Source organism: Pedobacter chitinilyticus (genome assembly GCF_003313385.1).
Lineage (GTDB): Bacteria > Bacteroidota > Bacteroidia > Sphingobacteriales > Sphingobacteriaceae > Pedobacter > Pedobacter chitinilyticus.
This window is the reverse complement of sequence record NZ_QMHN01000001.1, coordinates 59,276-78,927: the sequence shown is the minus strand read 5'-3', so window position 1 is coordinate 78,927 and position 19,652 is coordinate 59,276. Positions and strand designations below refer to the sequence as shown.

Below are 19,652 nucleotides of genomic sequence, written 5' to 3'. Positions count from 1 at the left end.
CAACACTATTGCATTAAAACAAATATTAAAAGATGCTGTTACTTATAGCCCACAATTGTTGATATTTGCAGTTATGCCTAACGATATACAGATAAAGAATAAGCGAGCATATTTTGACTACCACATTTTAGATAAGTATGTGGCAGGCATTGCTTTGCTTGGCACCGAGATAAAATCAATTAGACAAGGGAAGGCTAATCTAACCGATGCCTTTTGCATGTTCATTAACAATAGCCTTTACATTCGTAACCTCCATATTTCTGAATATAGCCACAGCTCTTTTTATCATCATGATATTAAGCGTGACCGAGTGCTATTACTACAGAAAAAGGAGTTAAGGAAATTAAGACTAAAAGGGGAAGAAAAAGGTTTTACCATTGTCCCTTTGCGCATTTTCATCAATGAACGCGGTTTTGCCAAGATAGAAATAGCTTTAGCTCAAGGTAAAAAGGAATTTGACAAACGCGATACGATTAAGGAAAGAGAAAGTAAACGGGAGTTAGACCGAGCAATGAAGTTTTAATTTGATAATGACTTAATTGGAGCATGCGATGATTTCACCATTCTCTTATTCAATCATTCAAAATTCCATCATCCAGTAATTAAGACAAACATGAAAATAGTTTTTATGGGTACGCCTGATTTTGCAGTAGCCTCTTTAGATGCGCTCAAAAATGCGGGATTTGATATTGTAGGTGTAGTCACAGCAGCCGATAAACCTGCTGGTCGTGGTCAAAAGTTAAGTGAAAGTGCCGTTAAAAAATATGCCATTGAACACGGATTAAAAGTTCTTCAGCCTTTGAAGCTCAAAGACCCCGCATTTATTGAAGAACTACAGGCTTTAAATGCAGATTTGCAGGTGGTAGTAGCTTTTAGAATGCTACCCGAAGTGGTTTGGAATATGCCTAAAAAGGGAACCATTAACCTCCATGGCTCTTTATTGCCTCAATACCGAGGCGCTGCACCAATCAATCATGCCATTATTAACGGAGAAAAAGAAAGCGGGGTCACTACGTTTTTCCTAAAACAAGAAATTGATACGGGTGACGTGATTTTTTCAGAAAGCACACCAATTACAGAGGATGATACGGCTGGCACACTACACGATAAGTTGATGAACATTGGAGCGGGACTGATCGTGAAAACGGTTAAGGCCATTGAAAGCGGCAATTATCAAGAGGTGCCGCAGCCCATGAATACCGAACTGAAAATGGCCCCGAAAATTTTCAAGGATTTTTGTGAGGTCAATTGGAATCAAGATAACCAAACCGTGTTTAATCACATCAGAGGTTTAAGCCCATACCCTACTGCATTTACATTTTTAAACGATAAGACGTTAAAAATTTTCAAGGTGGAAAAGGAAAATGTTACTCCCACCGTAAATGCTGGAGAATATGAAACAGATGGAAAGACTTTCTTGAAATTTGCCAGCAATAATGGATATATCAAATTGTTGGAATTACAACTTGAAGGCAAAAAAAGAATGCTGGTTGACGAATTTTTAAGAGGCGTTAGACTTTAACAATACAATAAGGTGCCCCCAATTATTATAGGGCACCTTAATCCATTTAAGATTTAGTTACGATTATAAGCATCTATCGCTTTTTCTATTTCTCTATTAGCAGAAGCTTGCTTTAGGTAACCTGCTAAACTTAAACCAGCACCTGCCCCAATCAACAAAAGGCTTCCCAAATAGCTTCTTTCAAAACTACTTATGGAAAAATTTTGATTATTGCCTGCAATGGCGAAATTGACCAAACCAGCGACAATTGCTGCACCCGCAGCGACGTAAAAAACGGTTCCCGCTTGCTTGCCTTTTCTATAGCTCTCTAAAAAATCAAGACTTTCGGGATTGTCGGCCATATCCATTTTTAAACTAGCATAACTTACTTTTTTCACATCTGAAAAGCCTTTGTTATAGAACATGCTAGTTGAAATGGCACGTGGCGCTCTGTCTCTAAATCGATGATAGCCCAATTCATAAGGTACAGGATCATAGGCTACCTCTTGGTAAAGGTTAATTTTTCCTTTCACAATCCTTTCCGAAAAAGAGTTGCCAGCAAAAAGGTTGGTCTTTCGAGTATTCGCAAAAAAGCCATCTTCATTGTTAAAGAATTTCACCTGTTCCAGAGGAACCCTTCTGGAATCGGCCCTTAACACCAAAGAACCTCCAAAATCGGTTCGTAATCTGATCCTATCTGCATGAATTACAGAATCGGAATTGAGGTAAATAAAATTTCTGGATTCGTCCGTTTGCGAACGAGCGTTCAGGGCATAGCATGCCATGACGATCATGAGTAGTTTTTTCATATCGATTTACATTTGTGTGTGTAAAAACAAGATACAAAAATTTTACTCTGAAAAATCCACTAAAAAACAAACAATAATGTAATTTATTGGCGATAAAACTAAATGCTATGAAATTTACAGCAAGTTTAATTTGGCGCTCAAGGCTTTGGCGACTTCATTAAAGTAACGTTTTCTGCCATAGCCCATCACCCATCTGATACCGCTAACTGCATTGGTTACAAAAACCTCTTCAGCTTCATTTAATATCTGTGGATTAATTTGTGCTTCTATCAATGGCAATTGGTGTTGTTTAGCCAGTTTCATCACTACATTCCTCATCACACCAGCCACGCAACCTTCAGAAAGTGCGGGAGTATAAATTTGTCCTTGATACACCACAAAAACATTCGAACTGGTGCTTTCGCAAAGGAAACCATTTTGGTTAAGTAACAGAGCTTCATCCAAACTGTAGCGCTTTTGGTATAACCCTGCCATTACATACAACAAGGCATTGGTGGTTTTATAGTTTGAAAGCTTATTGATCGGTTTAGGGATTTCATCATACACATCAATAATCAAACCCTTGGCATTTAACTCATATTCGGCATTGGGTAAGGCTGATGCCTCCAATAAATACCCCACTTTATTGCTTTGTGGGGTATAAAGGCCCTCTCCGTTGCGATATATGGTTAAACGCAGACGAGCATTGCCATTAATTTTATTCTTCTTTGCTAATTCGGTTGCTTTTTGCTTTAAAAAGTACTCGTCCAATAAAGTATAGCCGTCCATTTTGAGCGTCTTCATGCCCGCATGCAGCCTATCCGCATGAAGTTCAGGGAATTTCAATTTTCCACCGCACATCCGCATCGATTCAAACAAGCCATCCCCAAATTTGAAGCCTCTGTTTTGGGCTTGCAAAAGTGGTGCATCACTCTCATAAAACTGGTCGTTAAATAAAATATATTGCGGCATCTACGATTGAGGTTGTACTAGGTAATTACGCCATTTGGTTAAAACCGCATCAAAATCTGCTGGCAAAGGTGCCTCAAACTCCATATATTGTTTCGTAGTCGGATGTATAAAGCCCAAAGTTTTCGCATGTAAAGCCTGACGCGGCATGATGTCGAAACAATTGGTCACAAATTGCTTGTATTTAGAGAACGTAGTTCCTTTTAAAATCTTATCTCCGCCATAATTCGCGTCATTAAAAAGCGGATGACCAATATGCTTCATGTGCGCTCTAATTTGATGTGTACGTCCCGTCTCCAATTGGCAGCTCACCAAAGTAACGTAATTCAATCGCTCCAGTACTTGATAATTCGTTACTGACCACTTGCCTTTTTCTTCATCATCATACACATCTTGAATAATACGATTTTTCATACTACGTCCGATGTACCCTTCTATTCTACCATCATTTTCAATATCTCCCCAAGCCAAAGCAAGGTATTTACGATTAATACTGTGGTCAAAAAACTGTTTCGCCAATTTAGTCATGGTGATTTCGTTTTTACTGATCAACAACAGCCCCGAAGTATCCTTATCTATACGATGTACCAAACCTGGTCGACCATCATTACCAGGTAAAGTAGGTAATTGATCAAAGTGAAAAGCCAATGCGTTTACTAAAGTCCCCGTATAATTATTATAACCTGGGTGCACTACCATACCCGCTGGTTTATTCACTACTAGCAGGTCATCATCCTCATAAACAATATCCAAAGGAATATCCTCTGGGTAAACCTCTGTATCACGAGGTGGCTGAGCATAAACAATGGAAATTTCATCCAGAGGCTTCACTTTATAGCTCGCCTTAATCATTTGCTTATTCACCAATACATTGCCTGCATCAATAGCATTTTGTATCCTATTTCTAGAAGCATGTTCTATGCGGTGCATCAAAAACTTGTCAATTCGTAATAGCGACTGTCCTTTATCAACGACAATATTAAAATGCTCAAACAAATCCTGTTCCTCTTCCTCTTGCCCTATTGCGAAATTTTCCATGCTGCAAAAATAAATTATCAAATCGACATTATTTGAAAACAAATTGGCTTATTTATTGTAGTGTAGGTGTAGAAATTAAGTTGTGCGTATGAAAATCTTTACTCAAAACCTCAGAATTGTAATAAATTTTTTTCCTTATTTAATTAGAAAAATATATTTTCGTGTCTGAAAATCAAACAAATAAACATGGAAAAAAAATTTCGAGCGCTAAGAAACACAATTGTTCTTAGCGCTTTTTTATTGCCTTTTAATTTAATGGCGCAAGATGAGGTTGGTGGCGTTTTTAAAGGAACTCCAGCGGATGCTGGAAAATTAGCTGGTGCTTACCTCTTACCTGCAACTACTGGATTTGGTTTAGGCTTAAATTCAATGTGGTACACTTCTGCAAAAGCAAAAAACTTTTTACGCTTTGATTTAAGGATCACCGCTTCTGGTGCCTTTGTCCCTTCAAGCGACAAGACATTTGATGTGACCAAATTGGGACTTACCAGTATGGCTCCTGTAGCGGGCTCTAATGTAAATACACCTACCATTGCTGGACCAGAGCAAGACGGCACTAGAATGCAAGTAGGCAATAATCCATCTAAACAATTTAACTTACCTGAAGGTATTGGCGTTGGTTTGGTACCAGCTCCTCAAGTTCAATTAACGGTAGGTCTTCCTAAGAACATAGACGTATCTGTGCGCTACACGCCTACCATCGATTTAAGCGATTTTGGAAAAGTTGATCTTTTTGGTGTGGGTGCTAAAGTAGAGGTATTGCCTTTAGTTTTGGGCAAAACAGGAAAAATGCTTCCTTTCGATTTAGCGGTTGCCTTTGGTTACACACAACTCAAATGGAATATCCCATTGGAAGTAGGTCAAAATCCTAACCCTAACCAGAACATTGATGTAAAGTTAAAAGGTGTTAGTGTGGATGCGATCATCTCTAAGAAAATAGCGATGTTCACCCCGTTCTTTAGCCTTGGCTACAACAAATCTAACACCCACATTAGAGCTTTGGGAACTTATAGTTTTGACGATACAGATCCTAGCCAGACTTATACTAATCCTTTTGAGATCAAGAGAACGGATGTTAGCGGTATGAAAGCCTCATTAGGTTTTCAGCTACACTTAGCCTTCTTTAGGTTATATGGGTCGTATACCCAAGCTAAATATGGTTATGTAAATGCAGGTATTGGCTTTGGAATAGGTAATTAAAATTTTCAAAAAAGCATAAAAAAGCTTCTCTTTGGGGAAGCTTTTTTATTTTATGCTATTGCCCAGTCCCATACATCAGGTTTCCTTTCGAGGAAAATCCCTTTTCGTTAAACGAGATGATTTGATAGACCCTTTCGTTTCGGGCAATAAATGGCGAAAGCTAAAATATATCTTGCAAGACGCTGCTGAAAAAAACAAAAAGCACCTCATTACCTTTGGTGGAGCTTATTCCAACCATTTACTAGCTATCGCAGCCGCTACCGCAAAAAATCATTTAAAAGCTACCGCATTTGTTCGTGGTGAAGAGGTAAGTAACCCCATGCTTACACTATGTAAACTCTTTGGCATGCAGCTCCGTTTTATTGACAGACAAAGTTATCAGCACAAAGAAGCTTTATTTGAAGAACACTACGCTAATGACAGCAATGTCTATTTTGTGAACGAAGGCGGCGCAAGTAAAGAAGCTTTGATTGGTTGCGCAGAGATTATTGAGGAGCTGAAAGAGGGTTTTGATCATATATTTTGCGCTGCGGGAACTGGAACTACTGCCGCTGGATTATTAAAAGGAATCAATAAGCTTCAATTACAGACCACTCTCCATGTTATTCCAGTTTTAAAGGGAGGCGAATTTATTAGCGATGAAATAGCGATGTATGAAAGTGATCTCAACAAGTTACAGCTACATACTGATTATCACTTTGGCGGTTATGCCAAAACAACTCCTGAACTTATTAATTTCATTAAAGACTTTACAAGTAGCACAGGTATTCTACTAGATCCAATTTATACTTCTAAAATGTGTTATGCTATCTTTGATTTAATAGAAAAAGGAATAATTAAGAAAGATGCCAAAGTTTTAATGCTTCATACTGGCGGAATCTTCGGAATTTTGGGAAAAATTGACCAGTTCAGCTAAATTTTATCAAAATATTTTTTCCACATTTTTTAATTATTGTTAAAGTTTCAGGCAAAAACTAAGTTTAAACTGTTTAAACCTAGTTTTTAGACTCAGAGTTCAAAAACCGCCTAAATTTGATAATTTGGCCTATTTATCTAAATTTGAGATATACCAAAACTTAAATTTATGTATCAACTAAGCGTTGCTCCTAGTGAGGTTAAACAAGCTCTTAAAAAACATATTCTTGCCGATGGTTACGATCTTACCTATGACATGGAAAAAAGTAACGGAGCCTACATTTACGATTCAAAATATGATCGTAAACTACTAGATTTCTTTACTTGTTTCGCTTCCGTTCCTTTGGGCTACAACCATCCCAAAATGGTGAACGACGAAGCCTTTAAACACAACCTATTTTTAGCGGCCCTGGCCAACCCTTCCAATTCGGATGTTTATACCCAACAATATGCTGAATTTGTAAAAACTTTCTCTCGAGTAGGCATTCCAGATTATTTGCCCCATGCTTTTTTTATTGCTGGTGGAGCCTTAGCCATAGAGAATGCGCTTAAAGTAGCCATGGACTGGAAAGTGCAGAAGAATTTCAAAAAGGGCTATAAAGAAGAAAAAGGTTTTAAAGTACTCCACTTCGAAAAAGCCTTTCACGGTCGTAGTGGTTATACCTTAAGCTTAACCAATACATTACCTGATAAAACCAAATGGTTTGCCAAATTTGATTGGCCTAGGGTAAGCACACCACAAGTTAAATTCCCGCTAAGTGGTGATAATTTAAACGTGGCCCAGGAAACCGAGGCAGCCTCTATTGCTCAAATCAAACAAGCTTTTGCTGACAATAAAGATGACATTTGTGCTATCATTATTGAACCAATTCAGTCCGAAGGTGGCGATAACCATATCAGAGAGGAGTTCTTAATTCAACTTCGCCAACTGGCTGATGAAAACGAGGCTTTCTTGATTTACGACGAAGTACAAACAGGTGTGGGTTTAACTGGAAAATTCTGGTGCCACCAACATTTTAGCGAAAAAGCCAGACCAGATATTGTTGCCTTTGGAAAGAAGATGCAAATCTGTGGTATTTTAGTAGGCAACAAGGTTGATGAGGTAGAAGGAAATGTTTTCAACGTCCCTTCTCGGATCAACTCCACTTGGGGTGGAAACTTGGTTGACATGGTTCGTTCTACACAAATTTTAAATATCGTAGAAGAAGATAAATTATGTGATAATGCTGCTCATTTAGGTGATTATCTCAAAAACCAACTTCAAACACTTGCCAATGAATACGAAAAAATGAGCAATGTACGTGGCAGAGGCTTATTGTGTTCTTTCGATTTCCCCGAAAAAGAGATGCGCAACAAGTTTATCGAAAAAGGGATGGCTAACAACGTGATGTTTTTAGGTTGTGGTAATCAAACGATTCGCTTTAGACCAGCTTTATGCATCGAAAAACATCATATTGATGAAGGAATTGAAGTGATGCGCAAAATACTGCCCCAACTATAGTTACCTCAGATAAAAAATGAACTAGCCGTCATTTCGAGTGACACGTTTGAAATTGAGAAACCAATTTGAGTAGGTTATTAATTTAACCAATCGCTAGATTTAACTCCGTTGATTTTCAATTCTCCTCATTCTTCGTTCGAAATGACGGTTTATTATTTCCTGACTTCCCAACAACAAAACAAGTGCTTATTTGAGCTAATTTCGGAGCATGAAAAAAGTTGGCACTAAGTTTTTTATTGCAGTATTAGTTATTTTCCTTATCGGCTGGATGCTTAAAGATACCTTTACCCAATCGGGTATTGAAGATTTGAAAGGCGGATTTAAAGAAATAGCCAGCTATCGAAATGAAAACAATACAGGTCCTGTACAGCGCATTTACTCGGTTACGGTAAAAGATACCACCGCTGCCCAATTACAAGCTTATGGCGATTTAATGCCACATACCAAATATGGCAACACTAAAGTTTATTATTTTTTAGAAGGTAAAGAAGCGCCTACCAAGCTTTCTCCTGGTGATGTTAATTTTGATGCAGATTTCAATCAAAATTGCTTTGCGCTGTACGAAAAAAGTGCCATGGGAAATGTTGGATTACTCAAATGGCCGTTTAAATAGTTATGTTTTTGAGCTAGCTTAAAGATTGCTTCGAAAGCTCGCAATGACGGCACTATTGCCAGACTTACGAAGTTTTGGAAACTTCGTAAGTCTAAATAAGCCTAAACAAATGCAGAAAAGCCAGTAATCGCTCTACCAACAATCAACGTATTGATTTCTTTGGTGCCTTCATAAGAATAAATGGCTTCAGCATCTGCCACAAAACGGGCCACATTATATTCCAACAGAATTCCGTTACCTCCCATTACTTCTCTTGCTTTACTTACCACATCTCTGGTACGAAGCGAACAAAATACTTTAGCCAAAGAGGCATGCTCATCCTTCAACAAACCTTGATCTTGTAATTGTGATAAACGGAAACAAAGCGTCTGCATAGCGGTTAAATTAGACAGCATTTCAACCAAATGATTTTGTATCAATTGGAAAGAAGCAATTGGCTTCCCAAATTGCTTACGAGTACGCGTGTAATCAAGGGCATTTTCGTAAGCCCCGCGAGCACAACCTACAGCTTGCCAAGCTACTCCCGCCCTAGTCATTTGCAACACCTTAGCTGTATCTTTAAATGAGTTTGCATTTTGTAGTCGATCACTTTCTACAACTTTACAGTTGGTTAAAGTGATTAAACCATTCTGAACAATACGCAGCGCCATTTTATTTTCCATTTTTTCTACGGCAAATCCTGGATTATCCTTTTTTACAATAAATCCTTTCACTTCGCCACTATCTTCGTCACGCGCCCATATGATCAAAATATCGGCAAAGGTTGCATTCCCTATCCATTTCTTCTGACCGTTTAACACCCATTCATCACCAACCTTTTTGCAGGTAGTGGTTAACCCGCCAGCCGCAGCCGAGCCTACTTCGGGCTCTGTTAAACCAAAGGCACCAATCACCTCAAATTTCTGCATTAATGGCAACCATTTTTGCTTCTGTTCTTCAGAACCGCAAATGTAGATAGAGCCCATGGCCAAGCCACTTTGAACACCAAAAAAGGTAGACAACGAGGTATCGATACGAGCCATTTCCATGGCCAAAATCCCTTCCATCAAGTTAGATTTGCCTGGACAGCCATAACCTTTATAAGTTAAGCCACAAATGTTAAGTTCTGCAAGTTTAGGGATGATTTCGAAAGGAAATTCTGCTCTGTTCCAATAATGATTGACAATAGGTTTTACTTCTTTTTCTAGAAAGGTACGTACTTTCAGTTGTAGCGCTCTGTCTTCTTCGTTAAGGGCCTCTTCACCCAACTGATAAAAATCCCCTTCAATTGGTGGTAATTCCTTTTTACGAGAGTTGCCACCCATCATTTTCATCATTCCTTGAAGCTGCTTATCGTCGAGACTAGAAATCGTCTCTACCATTTTTGGCAGGTCCACCTTTTTGGAAAGTGCATCCAATTTTTGAAAATCTACGCTTTTAAAGAGTTGGTAAGCGTTTTTTAAAGAGGAAAATAGATTGGCCATTTTTTTAAGTTTAAAGTAGAAAGTTAAAAAATCAAAAACCATTAATGGCTTTTTCTATACTTCAAACAACAATAAATGGCCAAAATTGTTGGCTATTGCAGCATTTCTATCTTAAATCAAATAAATTATCCACCCCTAAAAGTTTTCTAGAAGTAAAACCTTCACCATACTCCGCACCAATATTTTTACCCATTTCTCTTGCTCGTGCAATCACAGACTGCAGAAACCCTGGGGTTGAAATGTAAGTTTGGGGTTCATCTTCGCCTGGGCTATCAAACTGCGTTTTGAAAGCTCTAATGGCTTCAATCTTTTGCTCCATCTGCTCAGAAATATCTACAATAATATCTGGCTTAATGTAGGTGTCTTGAATATACTGTAAAACCAAACGAGGTCGCCAAGGTTGCTGTTCAACCCCTTCCAAATGAGTTGGTACTTTCCTTAAACCTGAAAGGAAAATCGCATCATTTGCCAATTCAGATGCTCTGCCATGATCAGGGTGACGATCATACAAAGCATTGGTCAAAACAATTTCAGGTTGGTATTTACGAACCATCTTCACCACTTCTAATTGATGCTGTTCATCATTTTTAAAGAAACCATCTCTAATTTGAATATTCTCTCTAGCATGCAATCCCATTATTTTAGAAGAAGCTTCCGCTTCGGCCGCACGAGTTTCAATAGTCCCTCTTGTACCTAACTCGCCCTGCGTAAAATCAATAATGCCTACCTTTTTTCCTTGTGCTATATGTTTAATAATGGTCCCAGAACATCCCAATTCTGCATCGTCGGGGTGCACGGCCAAAACCAATAAATCTAATTTCATATGATTAGTTTTAAATGACTGAATTTTGAATGAGTGAATGACATTTTATAACTCTATCACTTACCTACTCCATCATTTTCTCATTTCTCGTTTAAAAGACGTTGAATTTTTTTCTTCACTTTAGAAGAAGTTGGCTTAGTAAAAGGAAAGAAATACTCCACTACTTCGCCTTTTTTATTGATGAGATATTTGTGGAAATTCCAACGTGGTGTAGACGTCACATTTCCGTTCAGTTTTTTATCAGCCAAAAACTTGAATAAGGGATGAGCTTCCTTACCTCTTACCATGATTTTATCAAATATGGGGAATTGTACGCCGTAATTGACTTCGCAAAACTCATTGATCGCCTTTCCATCCAAAGGCTCCTGCTTTCCAAAATCATTGGAAGGAAACCCTAAAATTTCAAAACCTTGATCGGAAAATTCATCTCTGATTTGCTGTAGATCTTTCAATTGGGGAGTGAAACCACAGCCTGAAGCCGTGTTCACAATCAACAATACTTTACCATCATAGTCGGCCAAGTTTTTTTCTGTTCCGTTGATCAGGCGAGCCTTGAACGGATACACTGTTGGTTTTAAATTCATTTTCTCAAACTTACTGATAGTAGCCGGAGCCTCTAATAATGGATTCGATATCTCTATCTTCTTCAACGCTGTAGGTATTTTTTAAATTGTGACCTACTACTCTTGCAACCAGTTGATATGAAAAAGCTGCAAATTTACCCTTTGTCTGCTTCACAATATCGTAAGTGGTTCTTCCTACTTCTCTATCAATTAATTTAGTTAATATTTGTCCCTGTGTAATGGTTAATTCCTTTATTTCGGTATTAAACATTTTTTTTATTTCGTTATCACATTCTTTGATCAAACGCTTTTGTTCTTTTTTATCACCAACCAGTGCTAAATCCCGCTCTAGTTTTTCGTACCTGCGCTTGGCAAATAAGGCATAAGGCATCACTTTCAGCACATTATATCTCAACCTGTTGTAAGCCATCTGTTCTTGCGGCGACTTCCAAATACGTTGTCCAACAATCACTACTTCGTTTAAGCCAATCCACGGAATCATGTATCCGCCATCGTTGGTAGCAGCTACCCTAATGGTATCATTTTTGCCCAACTTTGGCCAAATAGCTTTTGCCGTGCTGTCTTGAGCCTTTGCGCTAAAACCAGCAATGATGACAATTGAAAGAGCAAAAAAACGATAAAATTTCATAAATTTATGCCTGTTCAAAGTTAAAGCTATTTTTACTCATTCGCTTTAACTACAACCCAATATAGCATTTTATAGTTTAAATACATTATAATTTTACCTAGAAAATACAAATGAAGAACGCATTAGTGATAGATCTAGAAGCCGAGAAAAAAGAAATACTAAAAAGGTATAGGGCATTGCTACGTGCCTGTAAATCAACCCTTCAACGAGGCGACAAAAAGGAAATACGGAAGGCTTTTGACATGGCTTTAGAGAGCCATAAAGACATGCGTCGCAAATCTGGCGAGCCTTACATATACCACCCTATTGCGGTGGCCCAAATTGCTGCAGAAGAAATTGGATTAGGGACCACATCTATTGTGTGTGCACTTTTGCACGATGTAGTGGAGGATACCGACATCACCCTAGAAGATATTGAGCGTGAATTTGGCAAAAAAACAGCTAAAATCATCGATGGATTAACCAAAATATCAGGTGTTTTCGACACCAATAGTTCCTTACAAGCGGAGAATTTCAGAAAGATGCTGCTCACGCTTGCAGACGATGTAAGGGTGATTTTGATCAAATTAGCAGACAGGTTGCACAACATGCGTACGATGGATTTCATGCCTCGTCACAAACAGTTGAAAATTGCTTCCGAAACGATTTATCTGTATGCTCCTTTGGCGCATCGTTTAGGTCTTTATGCCATCAAATCTGAGTTAGAAGACTTATCCATGAAATATTTGGAGCCTGACACTTACAAATACATTGCGACTCAATTGAATGAGAAAAAAGCAGAAAGAAATGCTTTTATCAAATCGTTCGTTGAACCTATCAATGATATTTTAGCTGAACAAGGACTTACTGCAAATGTTTACGGCCGTCCAAAATCGATCCACTCAATATGGAATAAAATGAAGAAAAAGAACATTCCTTTTGAGGAAGTGTATGATCTTTTTGCCATCAGAATTATTTTGGATAGTCCACCAGAAAGCGAAAAAGCCGATTGTTGGAAAGCTTATTCGATTGTAACTGATTTATATCGTCCTAACCCTGATCGTTTACGCGATTGGGTTTCTTCTCCAAAAGGTAATGGATACGAATCCTTACATACCACAGTAATGGGACCAAAAGGACAGTGGGTTGAGGTGCAGATACGTACACAGCGGATGAATGAGATTGCTGAGAAGGGTTTTGCGGCGCACTGGAAATACAAGGAGAGCACTAATGATAATGGTCTCGACCAATGGATCCAAAAGGTGAGGGAAATGCTAAGCAATCCTGAATCGAATGCATTGGATTTCCTGGACGACTTTAAAATGAACCTTTTCTCTGATGAAATTTTCATTTTTACGCCTAAAGGTGCCTTGTTGCAACTTCCATTGGGTGCTACAGCTTTAGATTTTGCGTTCGAGATCCACACCGATATTGGCGCTAAATGTATTGGGGCTAAAGTGAACCACAAATTGGTGCCCTTGTCATACAAACTGCAAAATGGCGATCAGGTAGAAATCATCACTTCGAGCAAGCAAACCCCTAAAGAAGATTGGCTGAGCATTGTAGTTACTGCAAAAGCAAAGTCGAAAATCAAGTCTTCTCTGAAAGAAGAAAAACGCAAAATTGCAGAGGAAGGAAAAGAGTTATTGGAACGTAAGCTTAAATCGCTTAAAATAACTTACAATACCGATAACCTCAACAAAATCAGCTATTTCTTCAAACTACAGTCTACTCAAGATTTGTTCATCGCGGTAGCGCAAGGCAAAATTGAACTTAAAGATTTAAGGGAATACGTAGCCAGCGAAAAAGAAATTGAAAACAGAGGTACCGAAAAAGTTAGCGACAATGAGCGTATAGATGCTTTACTGAAGAAGGTAAAAGGGCCAGAATCTGATATCTTGCTAATCGGCGAAGATCTTCAGAAAATTGACTACACTCTTGCCGCTTGCTGTAACCCAATTCCTGGGGATGACGTTTTTGGTTTTGTAACCGTTAACGAAGGCATTAAAATACACCGTACGAATTGTCCAAACGCAGCACAGCTGATGGCTAATTATGGTTACAGGGTAGTAAAAGCCAAATGGAATCGCCAGCATGAGTTGACCTTCCTTACTGGATTGCACATTGTAGGTATCGATGATGTAGGTTTGATCAACAACATTACCAAAGTAATTTCTAACGATTTTAAAGTAAACATGCGTTCCATTACGGTTGATACCAATGATGGTATTTTCGATGGTTCTATCAAAGTATTTGTGAATGACAAAGAGCATTTGGACAACCTGATTAAAAACCTATTGGAAGTAAAAGGCGTTACGGGAGTGACAAGGTTTGACGCTTAAACAATTGTTAATGGTTAATGATTAGTGATCAATGGCGAAGGAGAATATCGTAAGAGATAAGAGTTTCAAGTTTTCCGTTCGTGTTGTGAAACTCTATCAATATTTACAAGCTCAAAAAAAGGAATTTGTTTTGAGCAAGCAATTGCTGCGTTCGGGAACAAGTGTTGGTGCGATGGTTCGTGAAGCAGAGCACGCCGAAACAAAGGTAGATTTTAAGCATAAAATGGGAATTGCTCAAAAAGAAATTAATGAAACAATCTATTGGCTAGAACTCCTAAAAGAGACCGACTACCTTACCCATGAACAATTTGAAAGTATATGTTTAGATGCAACTGAAATCATAAAACTGTATTACCTCTATCATAAAAACCACCAAAACAAACATCAATCAAAACAATGGCTAATAACGGTTAATGGTCAATGATTAATTGTTAATGACAGACAAGTTTACCAGATGCTTTTCTAAACATTAATCATTCACCATTTACAATTAATCATTTTAAGTCTTTCGTCAAAACAATTTAACAATAACGTAATTTATCAACATAAATCCCTCAAATCGTTTAATGTGTGAAATCAATTAGTTACCTTTGAGTGGAGTTTAAAAACTATGTCTGAACAGAACACAAGCGAGTTGGTAAGAAAGATTTTCGAAGCCTATCTCGAAAACAAAAACTTAAGAAAAACCCCTGAGCGTTTCGCCATTTTAGAAGAAATCTATTCAAGAGACGATCATTTTGATGTGGAGACCCTCTATATCCACATGAAAAACCAAAAATACCGCGTAAGTAGAGCAACTGTTTACAACACATTGGAGTTATTGGTTTCATGTGATTTGGTTACCAAACACCAATTTGGTAAAAACATGGCGCAGTTCGAAAAGTCGTATGGTTACCACCAACATGACCACGTAATTTGTATTGACTGTGGTAAAGTGGTAGAATTTTGCGATCCACGTATTGGTCAAATCCAAAGCATGGTTGGCGACCTTTTGAAATTCGACATCAAACACCATTCTTTAAACCTCTATGGAGTGTGTTTTGATTGCAGTGCTGCTGCAACCATCAAAAACAAAGCACAAACTAATTAATTACATATAACCAATCTTATTCTCTTAATTTAAAATAATGACGCAAGTAGATGTACTACTAGGCCTGCAATGGGGCGATGAAGGTAAAGGAAAAATTGTTGACGTTCTTAGCCCACAATATGATTTAATTGCCCGTTTTCAAGGCGGACCAAATGCTGGACATACGCTAGAATTTGATGGCAAAAAATTCGTTCTAAATACCATCCCTTCTGGGATTTTCAACGACAAAACCATGAACCTTATTGGTAATGGTGTAGTTATTGACCCAATCATTTTAAAAAGAGAATTAGACAACCTAAAAGCTGCTGGTCAAGATCCAGTAGGTGCTGGGAAATTAGTACTAGCTCGTAAAGCTCACTTAATTTTACCTACTCATCAATTATTGGATGCTGCAAATGAGCAGAAAATGGGCGCAGGTAAAATTGGTTCTACCTTAAAAGGCATTGGTCCTACTTATATGGACAAAACTGGCCGTAATGGTATCCGGGTGGGTGATACTACCCTTCCTGATTTCAAGGAAAGATATGAGAAGCTGGTACAAAAACACAAAGAAATCCTTTCTCATTACGAGTTTGAGTACGATTTAACGGAAAAAGAAGCTGCATTTTTTGAAGCTATCGAATTCATCAAATCTATTCCTCACGTAGACAGCGAACATTTTGTAAATGGCTACTTAAAAGAAGGCAAGAAAGTATTGGCAGAAGGTGCTCAAGGCACTTTATTAGATGTTGATTTTGGTTCATACCCATTTGTAACTTCATCTAATACAACCACTGCTGGTGCTTGTACTGGTTTAGGTATTGCTCCTAATAAGGTTGGCGATGTTTACGGAATTTTTAAAGCATATTGCACCAGAGTTGGTGGTGGCCCGTTCCCTACCGAATTGTCTGATGAAACTGGCGAAACTTTACGTGCGGTAGGTCATGAGTTTGGCGCAACTACTGGCAGAGCTCGTCGTTGCGGTTGGATTGATATTCCCGCATTGAAATATGCTATCATGTTAAATGGGGTAACCGAATTAATCATGATGAAAGCTGATGTATTGGATGGTTTTGATACGATTTACGCTTGTACACATTACGAGCACGATGGACAAACCATTGACTACATGCCATATGACATCATCACGGTACAACCAACACCTGTATTAAAAGCGATAGAAGGTTGGAAAACAGATTTGACAAAGATCACTTCTTTAGATCAAATTCCTGCACAATTAAAATCGTACATTGAGTTCTTAGAAAAAGAATTAGAAGTGCCAATCAAATATTTATCAGTTGGCCCAGATAGAACACAAACGTTAACTTTGAAATAAAATAAAGTTGATCTTCATCAAAAAATCCCGTTGCTAATCGCAACGGGATTTTTGGTTTATTCGTCATCCAAAAGGGTTACACAATTCCCTTCCATCGTTTTCAACCGATTAGGCAAACTAGCAATCGATTGTTGATCTTTGATGCTTTTGTAGAGGTTAGTAATAATATTGAGTGTTTCTTCATCTGGTTCACAAGCTTGATACTTTTCCAAATGTGGAAGTGCCTTTAAAACCATTTCTTTGTATTTTGAAAAAGCATTGGCATTTGCCACAGCATCCTTAGCAGCACTAGCCTCATTCATTTGCTTGACGTATGCTTTGGTTTTACTCAAATAGATAAACCCTAAAGCTCTACGCAAAACGGTGTAATTAGCTTCCCCTTTCAGCGATTGTTCATAATACAAAAGGGCGTTTTCAGCATCGCCTATCTCCTCATGCATTCTCCCCAAATGATACTGTACGTTAGTTACCTGCTTAGGACTAAGTTGATCTTGTTGCTGCAACAACGTCTTCATCTTTGCAATACCCTCTGCACTGCCTTTGGTAGTCCTATACACTGTAAAATCATGGTAGCCTTGATTAGTATTTTGAGCTTTTACCACAAACGCAGCTCCCAACAAAACATAGAGCGTTAACATTTTTTTTCTCATAAAATCGATTTAATAATTGATTTGCCAAGATATTAATTTCAAATAATAACCAAGCTTCATTTTACATTTTTAACTTTGCAGCATAAAGATGAATCCTACCCAAATTCAGGTTTTTAAACAGAAAGCACTTCAATACGCCGCTAGTTTTGAAGTTTGCAGTTATTTAGATTCGCACCATTATTCTGATAAATATGGCAAGCACGATTGCTTAATCGCTTTCGGCGTAAAGGAAGAGTTGTTTGCAAGCGTGGGCCAAGCTTTTTCTGCCTTAAAAACTTTTGTAGAGCAACATCAAGATTGGATGTTTGGCTTGCTCAGCTATGATCTAAAAAATGAAGTAGAGGTACTGGAAGATCCAAAAACAGATTTACTGAACTTTCCCGATTTATATTTTTTCGTTCCGCAATACCTTATTTCCATTAAGGACAGTCAAATCAGTGTCCTTAAAGGAGAACAAACTGTTGTAGATGAAATCCTTCAACTTAAAATAGCAGAAGAATCGCTGACTGCACCTGTAAACATCAAAAATAGGTTAAGCAAACAAGCTTACCTAGATAAACTGGAAAGCATCAAGCAGCATATCAAGCGTGGCGATGTTTATGAAATGAATTTTTGCCAAGAATTTTTTGATGACCATGCTGAAATAGACCCTTTATTGGTATACAATAAACTCAAAGCCGTTTCTCCTACCCCATTTTCTGGTTTCCTTAAAATTAGAGACCAATTTGTTTTATCGGCTACGCCAGAACGGTTTTTAGCGAAAAATGGTCGTCAACTCACTTCTCAACCCATTAAAGGAACGGCCAAAAGAAGTGAAAACCCCACGGAAGATCACCAGATCAAAACCGCACTTAGAAACAGCGAAAAGGAACAGGCCGAAAATGTGATGATTGTTGATTTGGTTAGAAATGACCTCACCAAAAGTGCCGTAAAAGGAACCGTAAAAGTTGATGAGCTTTTTGGCATTTATAGTTTCCCGCAAGTACATCAAATGATTTCGAGCATTAGTTGCGAACTTTCAAGTAATTTACATTTTGTAGACGCCATTAAAAATACTTTCCCAATGGGCTCTATGACAGGCGCTCCAAAGTTGCGAGCCATGCAACTCATTGATCAATATGAAGTGAGTAAACGTGGAGTTTATTCAGGCTCGATAGGTTATATTAGTCCTAACGGTGATTTTGATTTTAGTGTAGTGATCAGAAGTATCCTTTATAACGCTACGAACAAGTACCTTTCCTTTCAAGTTGGCGGCGCTATTACTTATCAATCAGAAAGCGAAAAAGAATATGAAGAATGCCTATTGAAGGCATCGGCAATAATGAGCATATTAAAAAATTAGCTAACTAGCCCATCGACCAATTAGCTAATTCAAGGCATTACTTTCCTTTATAGTATTTCATTGCCGCTGGCAAATCTCTTTGTATTTGTGCAATACGAGCTTGATCTGTAGGGTGCGTACTTAAAAAAGCGGGCGGCTTTTGAGAACCTGCACTCGCTTGTGCCATTCTTTGCCAAAAAGCAACAGCATTATTTGGGTTATATCCTGCCATTGCCATAAAAGACAAGCCCATTTTATCTGCTTCTAACTCCTGATTTCTGCCGTAGCTTAAAATAGTAAGCTGTCCACCAATACCATAAGCAGCATTAATATATTGTGAATATTTTGAGTTAGCACTGGCTACGCCTACCGCAGCACCCAAACCTTGTGCAACCGTCATTTGCGACGCTCTTTCTGCAGAGTGTTGTGCAATCGCATGAGCAACCTCATGCCCCATTACGGTAGCTAATCCAGCCTCGTCTTTTGTGACTGGCAAAATACCTGTATAAACCGCAATTTTACCACCAGGCATACACCAAGCATTGATTTCTTTACTATCAATCAAATTATACTCCCATTTGTAGTTTTTAATTTGATCCCCATAACCATTCTGGTTCATGTATTGAGTTACTGCCGCAGCTATCTTTTGCCCAACGCGTTTCACCATTGCTGCATTGGCATTGTTTGAAGTAACGACTTTGGTTTGAGGATCGCTCAACAATTGTGCATAACCAATAGCGGCTTGTTGCTGTAACTGGCTTTCATCTACCAAACTTAATCTACTACGGCCAGTTAAAGGCACTGTAGAGCATGATGAGATGGCAAGTAATGCCGTTGCCACTCCAAAAAGCATTGTTTTTTTCATCTGTTTATATTTTTATTTGGGCAATGAAACCGTGATATCGCAAGGGTTTCACGCATTTGTCTTAACC

General features: G+C 38.3%; 20 protein-coding genes. 11 read left to right on the top strand and 9 right to left on the bottom strand.

The window, feature by feature from the left end:
• Positions 1–73 precede the first annotated feature (73 nt).
• Both smpB and fmt read left to right on the top strand, forming a co-directional pair.
• A complete protein-coding gene (gene smpB, locus DUT70_RS00345; protein ID WP_113645271.1) occupies positions 74–523 on the top strand; it encodes an SsrA-binding protein SmpB in 450 nt (149 codons plus the stop codon).
• A gap of 90 nt (positions 524–613) precedes the next feature.
• Positions 614–1,522, top strand: a complete 909-nt coding sequence (gene fmt / locus DUT70_RS00340) for a methionyl-tRNA formyltransferase (RefSeq protein ID WP_113645270.1) — start codon at positions 614–616, stop codon at positions 1,520–1,522.
• Positions 1,523–1,575: 53 nt separating this feature from the next.
• Here the strand turns inward: fmt and DUT70_RS00335 are convergent, their stop codons facing one another.
• The 3 genes from DUT70_RS00335 to DUT70_RS00325 all read right to left on the bottom strand — a co-directional run bounded on the left by DUT70_RS00335 (position 1,576) and on the right by DUT70_RS00325 (position 4,296).
• The gene (locus DUT70_RS00335) at positions 1,576–2,310 is read right to left on the bottom strand and encodes a hypothetical protein (protein WP_113645269.1); all 735 of its coding nucleotides are present in this window, start codon (positions 2,308–2,310) and stop codon (positions 1,576–1,578) included.
• A 114-nt stretch (positions 2,311–2,424) separates the two neighbouring features.
• Positions 2,425–3,261, bottom strand: coding sequence for an aminotransferase class IV (locus DUT70_RS00330; protein ID WP_113645268.1), 837 nt, complete (start codon positions 3,259–3,261; stop codon positions 2,425–2,427).
• Positions 3,262–4,296, bottom strand: a complete 1,035-nt coding sequence (locus tag DUT70_RS00325; RefSeq protein WP_113645267.1) for an RluA family pseudouridine synthase — start codon at positions 4,294–4,296, stop codon at positions 3,262–3,264.
• A 186-nt stretch (positions 4,297–4,482) separates the two neighbouring features.
• Between DUT70_RS00325 and DUT70_RS00320 the strand changes: the two genes are divergently transcribed.
• From DUT70_RS00320 to DUT70_RS00305, 4 genes are all read left to right on the top strand, one after another.
• Entirely contained in the window at positions 4,483–5,496 is a 1,014-nt protein-coding gene (locus DUT70_RS00320) for a DUF6588 family protein (protein WP_113645266.1), read from the top strand.
• Positions 5,497–5,548: 52 nt separating this feature from the next.
• On the top strand, positions 5,549–6,412 hold the full coding sequence (locus DUT70_RS00315) for a 1-aminocyclopropane-1-carboxylate deaminase/D-cysteine desulfhydrase (RefSeq protein ID WP_113645265.1): 864 nt from the start codon (positions 5,549–5,551) through the stop codon (positions 6,410–6,412).
• A gap of 168 nt (positions 6,413–6,580) precedes the next feature.
• The gene (gene lat, locus DUT70_RS00310) at positions 6,581–7,912 is read left to right on the top strand and encodes an L-lysine 6-transaminase (protein WP_113645264.1); all 1,332 of its coding nucleotides are present in this window, start codon (positions 6,581–6,583) and stop codon (positions 7,910–7,912) included.
• 208 nt (positions 7,913–8,120) lie between these two features.
• Positions 8,121–8,525, top strand: coding sequence for a hypothetical protein (locus tag DUT70_RS00305; RefSeq protein ID WP_113645263.1), 405 nt, complete (start codon positions 8,121–8,123; stop codon positions 8,523–8,525).
• A 101-nt stretch (positions 8,526–8,626) separates the two neighbouring features.
• Here the strand turns inward: DUT70_RS00305 and DUT70_RS00300 are convergent, their stop codons facing one another.
• The 4 genes from DUT70_RS00300 to DUT70_RS00285 form a co-directional block, all read right to left on the bottom strand.
• Positions 8,627–9,988 (bottom strand): acyl-CoA dehydrogenase family protein, encoded by a 1,362-nt coding sequence (locus DUT70_RS00300; RefSeq protein ID WP_113646512.1) that lies wholly within the window; start codon positions 9,986–9,988, stop codon positions 8,627–8,629.
• Between the two features lie 106 nt (positions 9,989–10,094).
• Positions 10,095–10,811: a bacillithiol biosynthesis deacetylase BshB1 gene (bshB1, locus tag DUT70_RS00295; RefSeq protein ID WP_113645262.1), complete on the bottom strand. Its 717-nt coding sequence runs from the start codon at positions 10,809–10,811 to the stop codon at positions 10,095–10,097.
• An 80-nt stretch (positions 10,812–10,891) separates the two neighbouring features.
• Complete coding sequence (locus DUT70_RS00290) at positions 10,892–11,395, bottom strand: glutathione peroxidase (RefSeq protein ID WP_113645261.1); 504 nt, start codon at positions 11,393–11,395, stop codon at positions 10,892–10,894.
• Positions 11,396–11,405: 10 nt separating this feature from the next.
• Positions 11,406–12,023: a DUF4294 domain-containing protein gene (locus tag DUT70_RS00285; RefSeq protein ID WP_113645260.1), complete on the bottom strand. Its 618-nt coding sequence runs from the start codon at positions 12,021–12,023 to the stop codon at positions 11,406–11,408.
• 110 nt (positions 12,024–12,133) lie between these two features.
• Between DUT70_RS00285 and DUT70_RS00280 the strand changes: the two genes are divergently transcribed.
• The 4 genes from DUT70_RS00280 to DUT70_RS00265 all read left to right on the top strand — a co-directional run bounded on the left by DUT70_RS00280 (position 12,134) and on the right by DUT70_RS00265 (position 16,749).
• Positions 12,134–14,344: a RelA/SpoT family protein gene (locus DUT70_RS00280; RefSeq protein WP_113645259.1), complete on the top strand. Its 2,211-nt coding sequence runs from the start codon at positions 12,134–12,136 to the stop codon at positions 14,342–14,344.
• A gap of 31 nt (positions 14,345–14,375) precedes the next feature.
• Positions 14,376–14,768, top strand: coding sequence for a four helix bundle protein (locus DUT70_RS00275; protein WP_113645258.1), 393 nt, complete (start codon positions 14,376–14,378; stop codon positions 14,766–14,768).
• A gap of 186 nt (positions 14,769–14,954) precedes the next feature.
• On the top strand, positions 14,955–15,434 hold the full coding sequence (locus DUT70_RS00270; RefSeq protein ID WP_113645257.1) for a Fur family transcriptional regulator: 480 nt from the start codon (positions 14,955–14,957) through the stop codon (positions 15,432–15,434).
• A gap of 37 nt (positions 15,435–15,471) precedes the next feature.
• On the top strand, positions 15,472–16,749 hold the full coding sequence (locus tag DUT70_RS00265; protein WP_113645256.1) for an adenylosuccinate synthase: 1,278 nt from the start codon (positions 15,472–15,474) through the stop codon (positions 16,747–16,749).
• 56 nt (positions 16,750–16,805) lie between these two features.
• On the opposite strand, the gene DUT70_RS00260 is transcribed toward DUT70_RS00265, so the two are convergent.
• Complete coding sequence (locus DUT70_RS00260) at positions 16,806–17,399, bottom strand: hypothetical protein (protein WP_113645255.1); 594 nt, start codon at positions 17,397–17,399, stop codon at positions 16,806–16,808.
• Between the two features lie 88 nt (positions 17,400–17,487).
• On the opposite strand from DUT70_RS00260, the gene DUT70_RS00255 reads away from it, so the two are divergent.
• A complete protein-coding gene (locus DUT70_RS00255) occupies positions 17,488–18,741 on the top strand; it encodes an anthranilate synthase component I family protein (RefSeq protein ID WP_113645254.1) in 1,254 nt (417 codons plus the stop codon).
• A gap of 37 nt (positions 18,742–18,778) precedes the next feature.
• On the opposite strand, the gene DUT70_RS00250 is transcribed toward DUT70_RS00255, so the two are convergent.
• Positions 18,779–19,585 (bottom strand): M48 family metallopeptidase, encoded by an 807-nt coding sequence (locus DUT70_RS00250; protein ID WP_113645253.1) that lies wholly within the window; start codon positions 19,583–19,585, stop codon positions 18,779–18,781.
• Between the last annotated feature and the right edge of the window lie 67 nt (positions 19,586–19,652).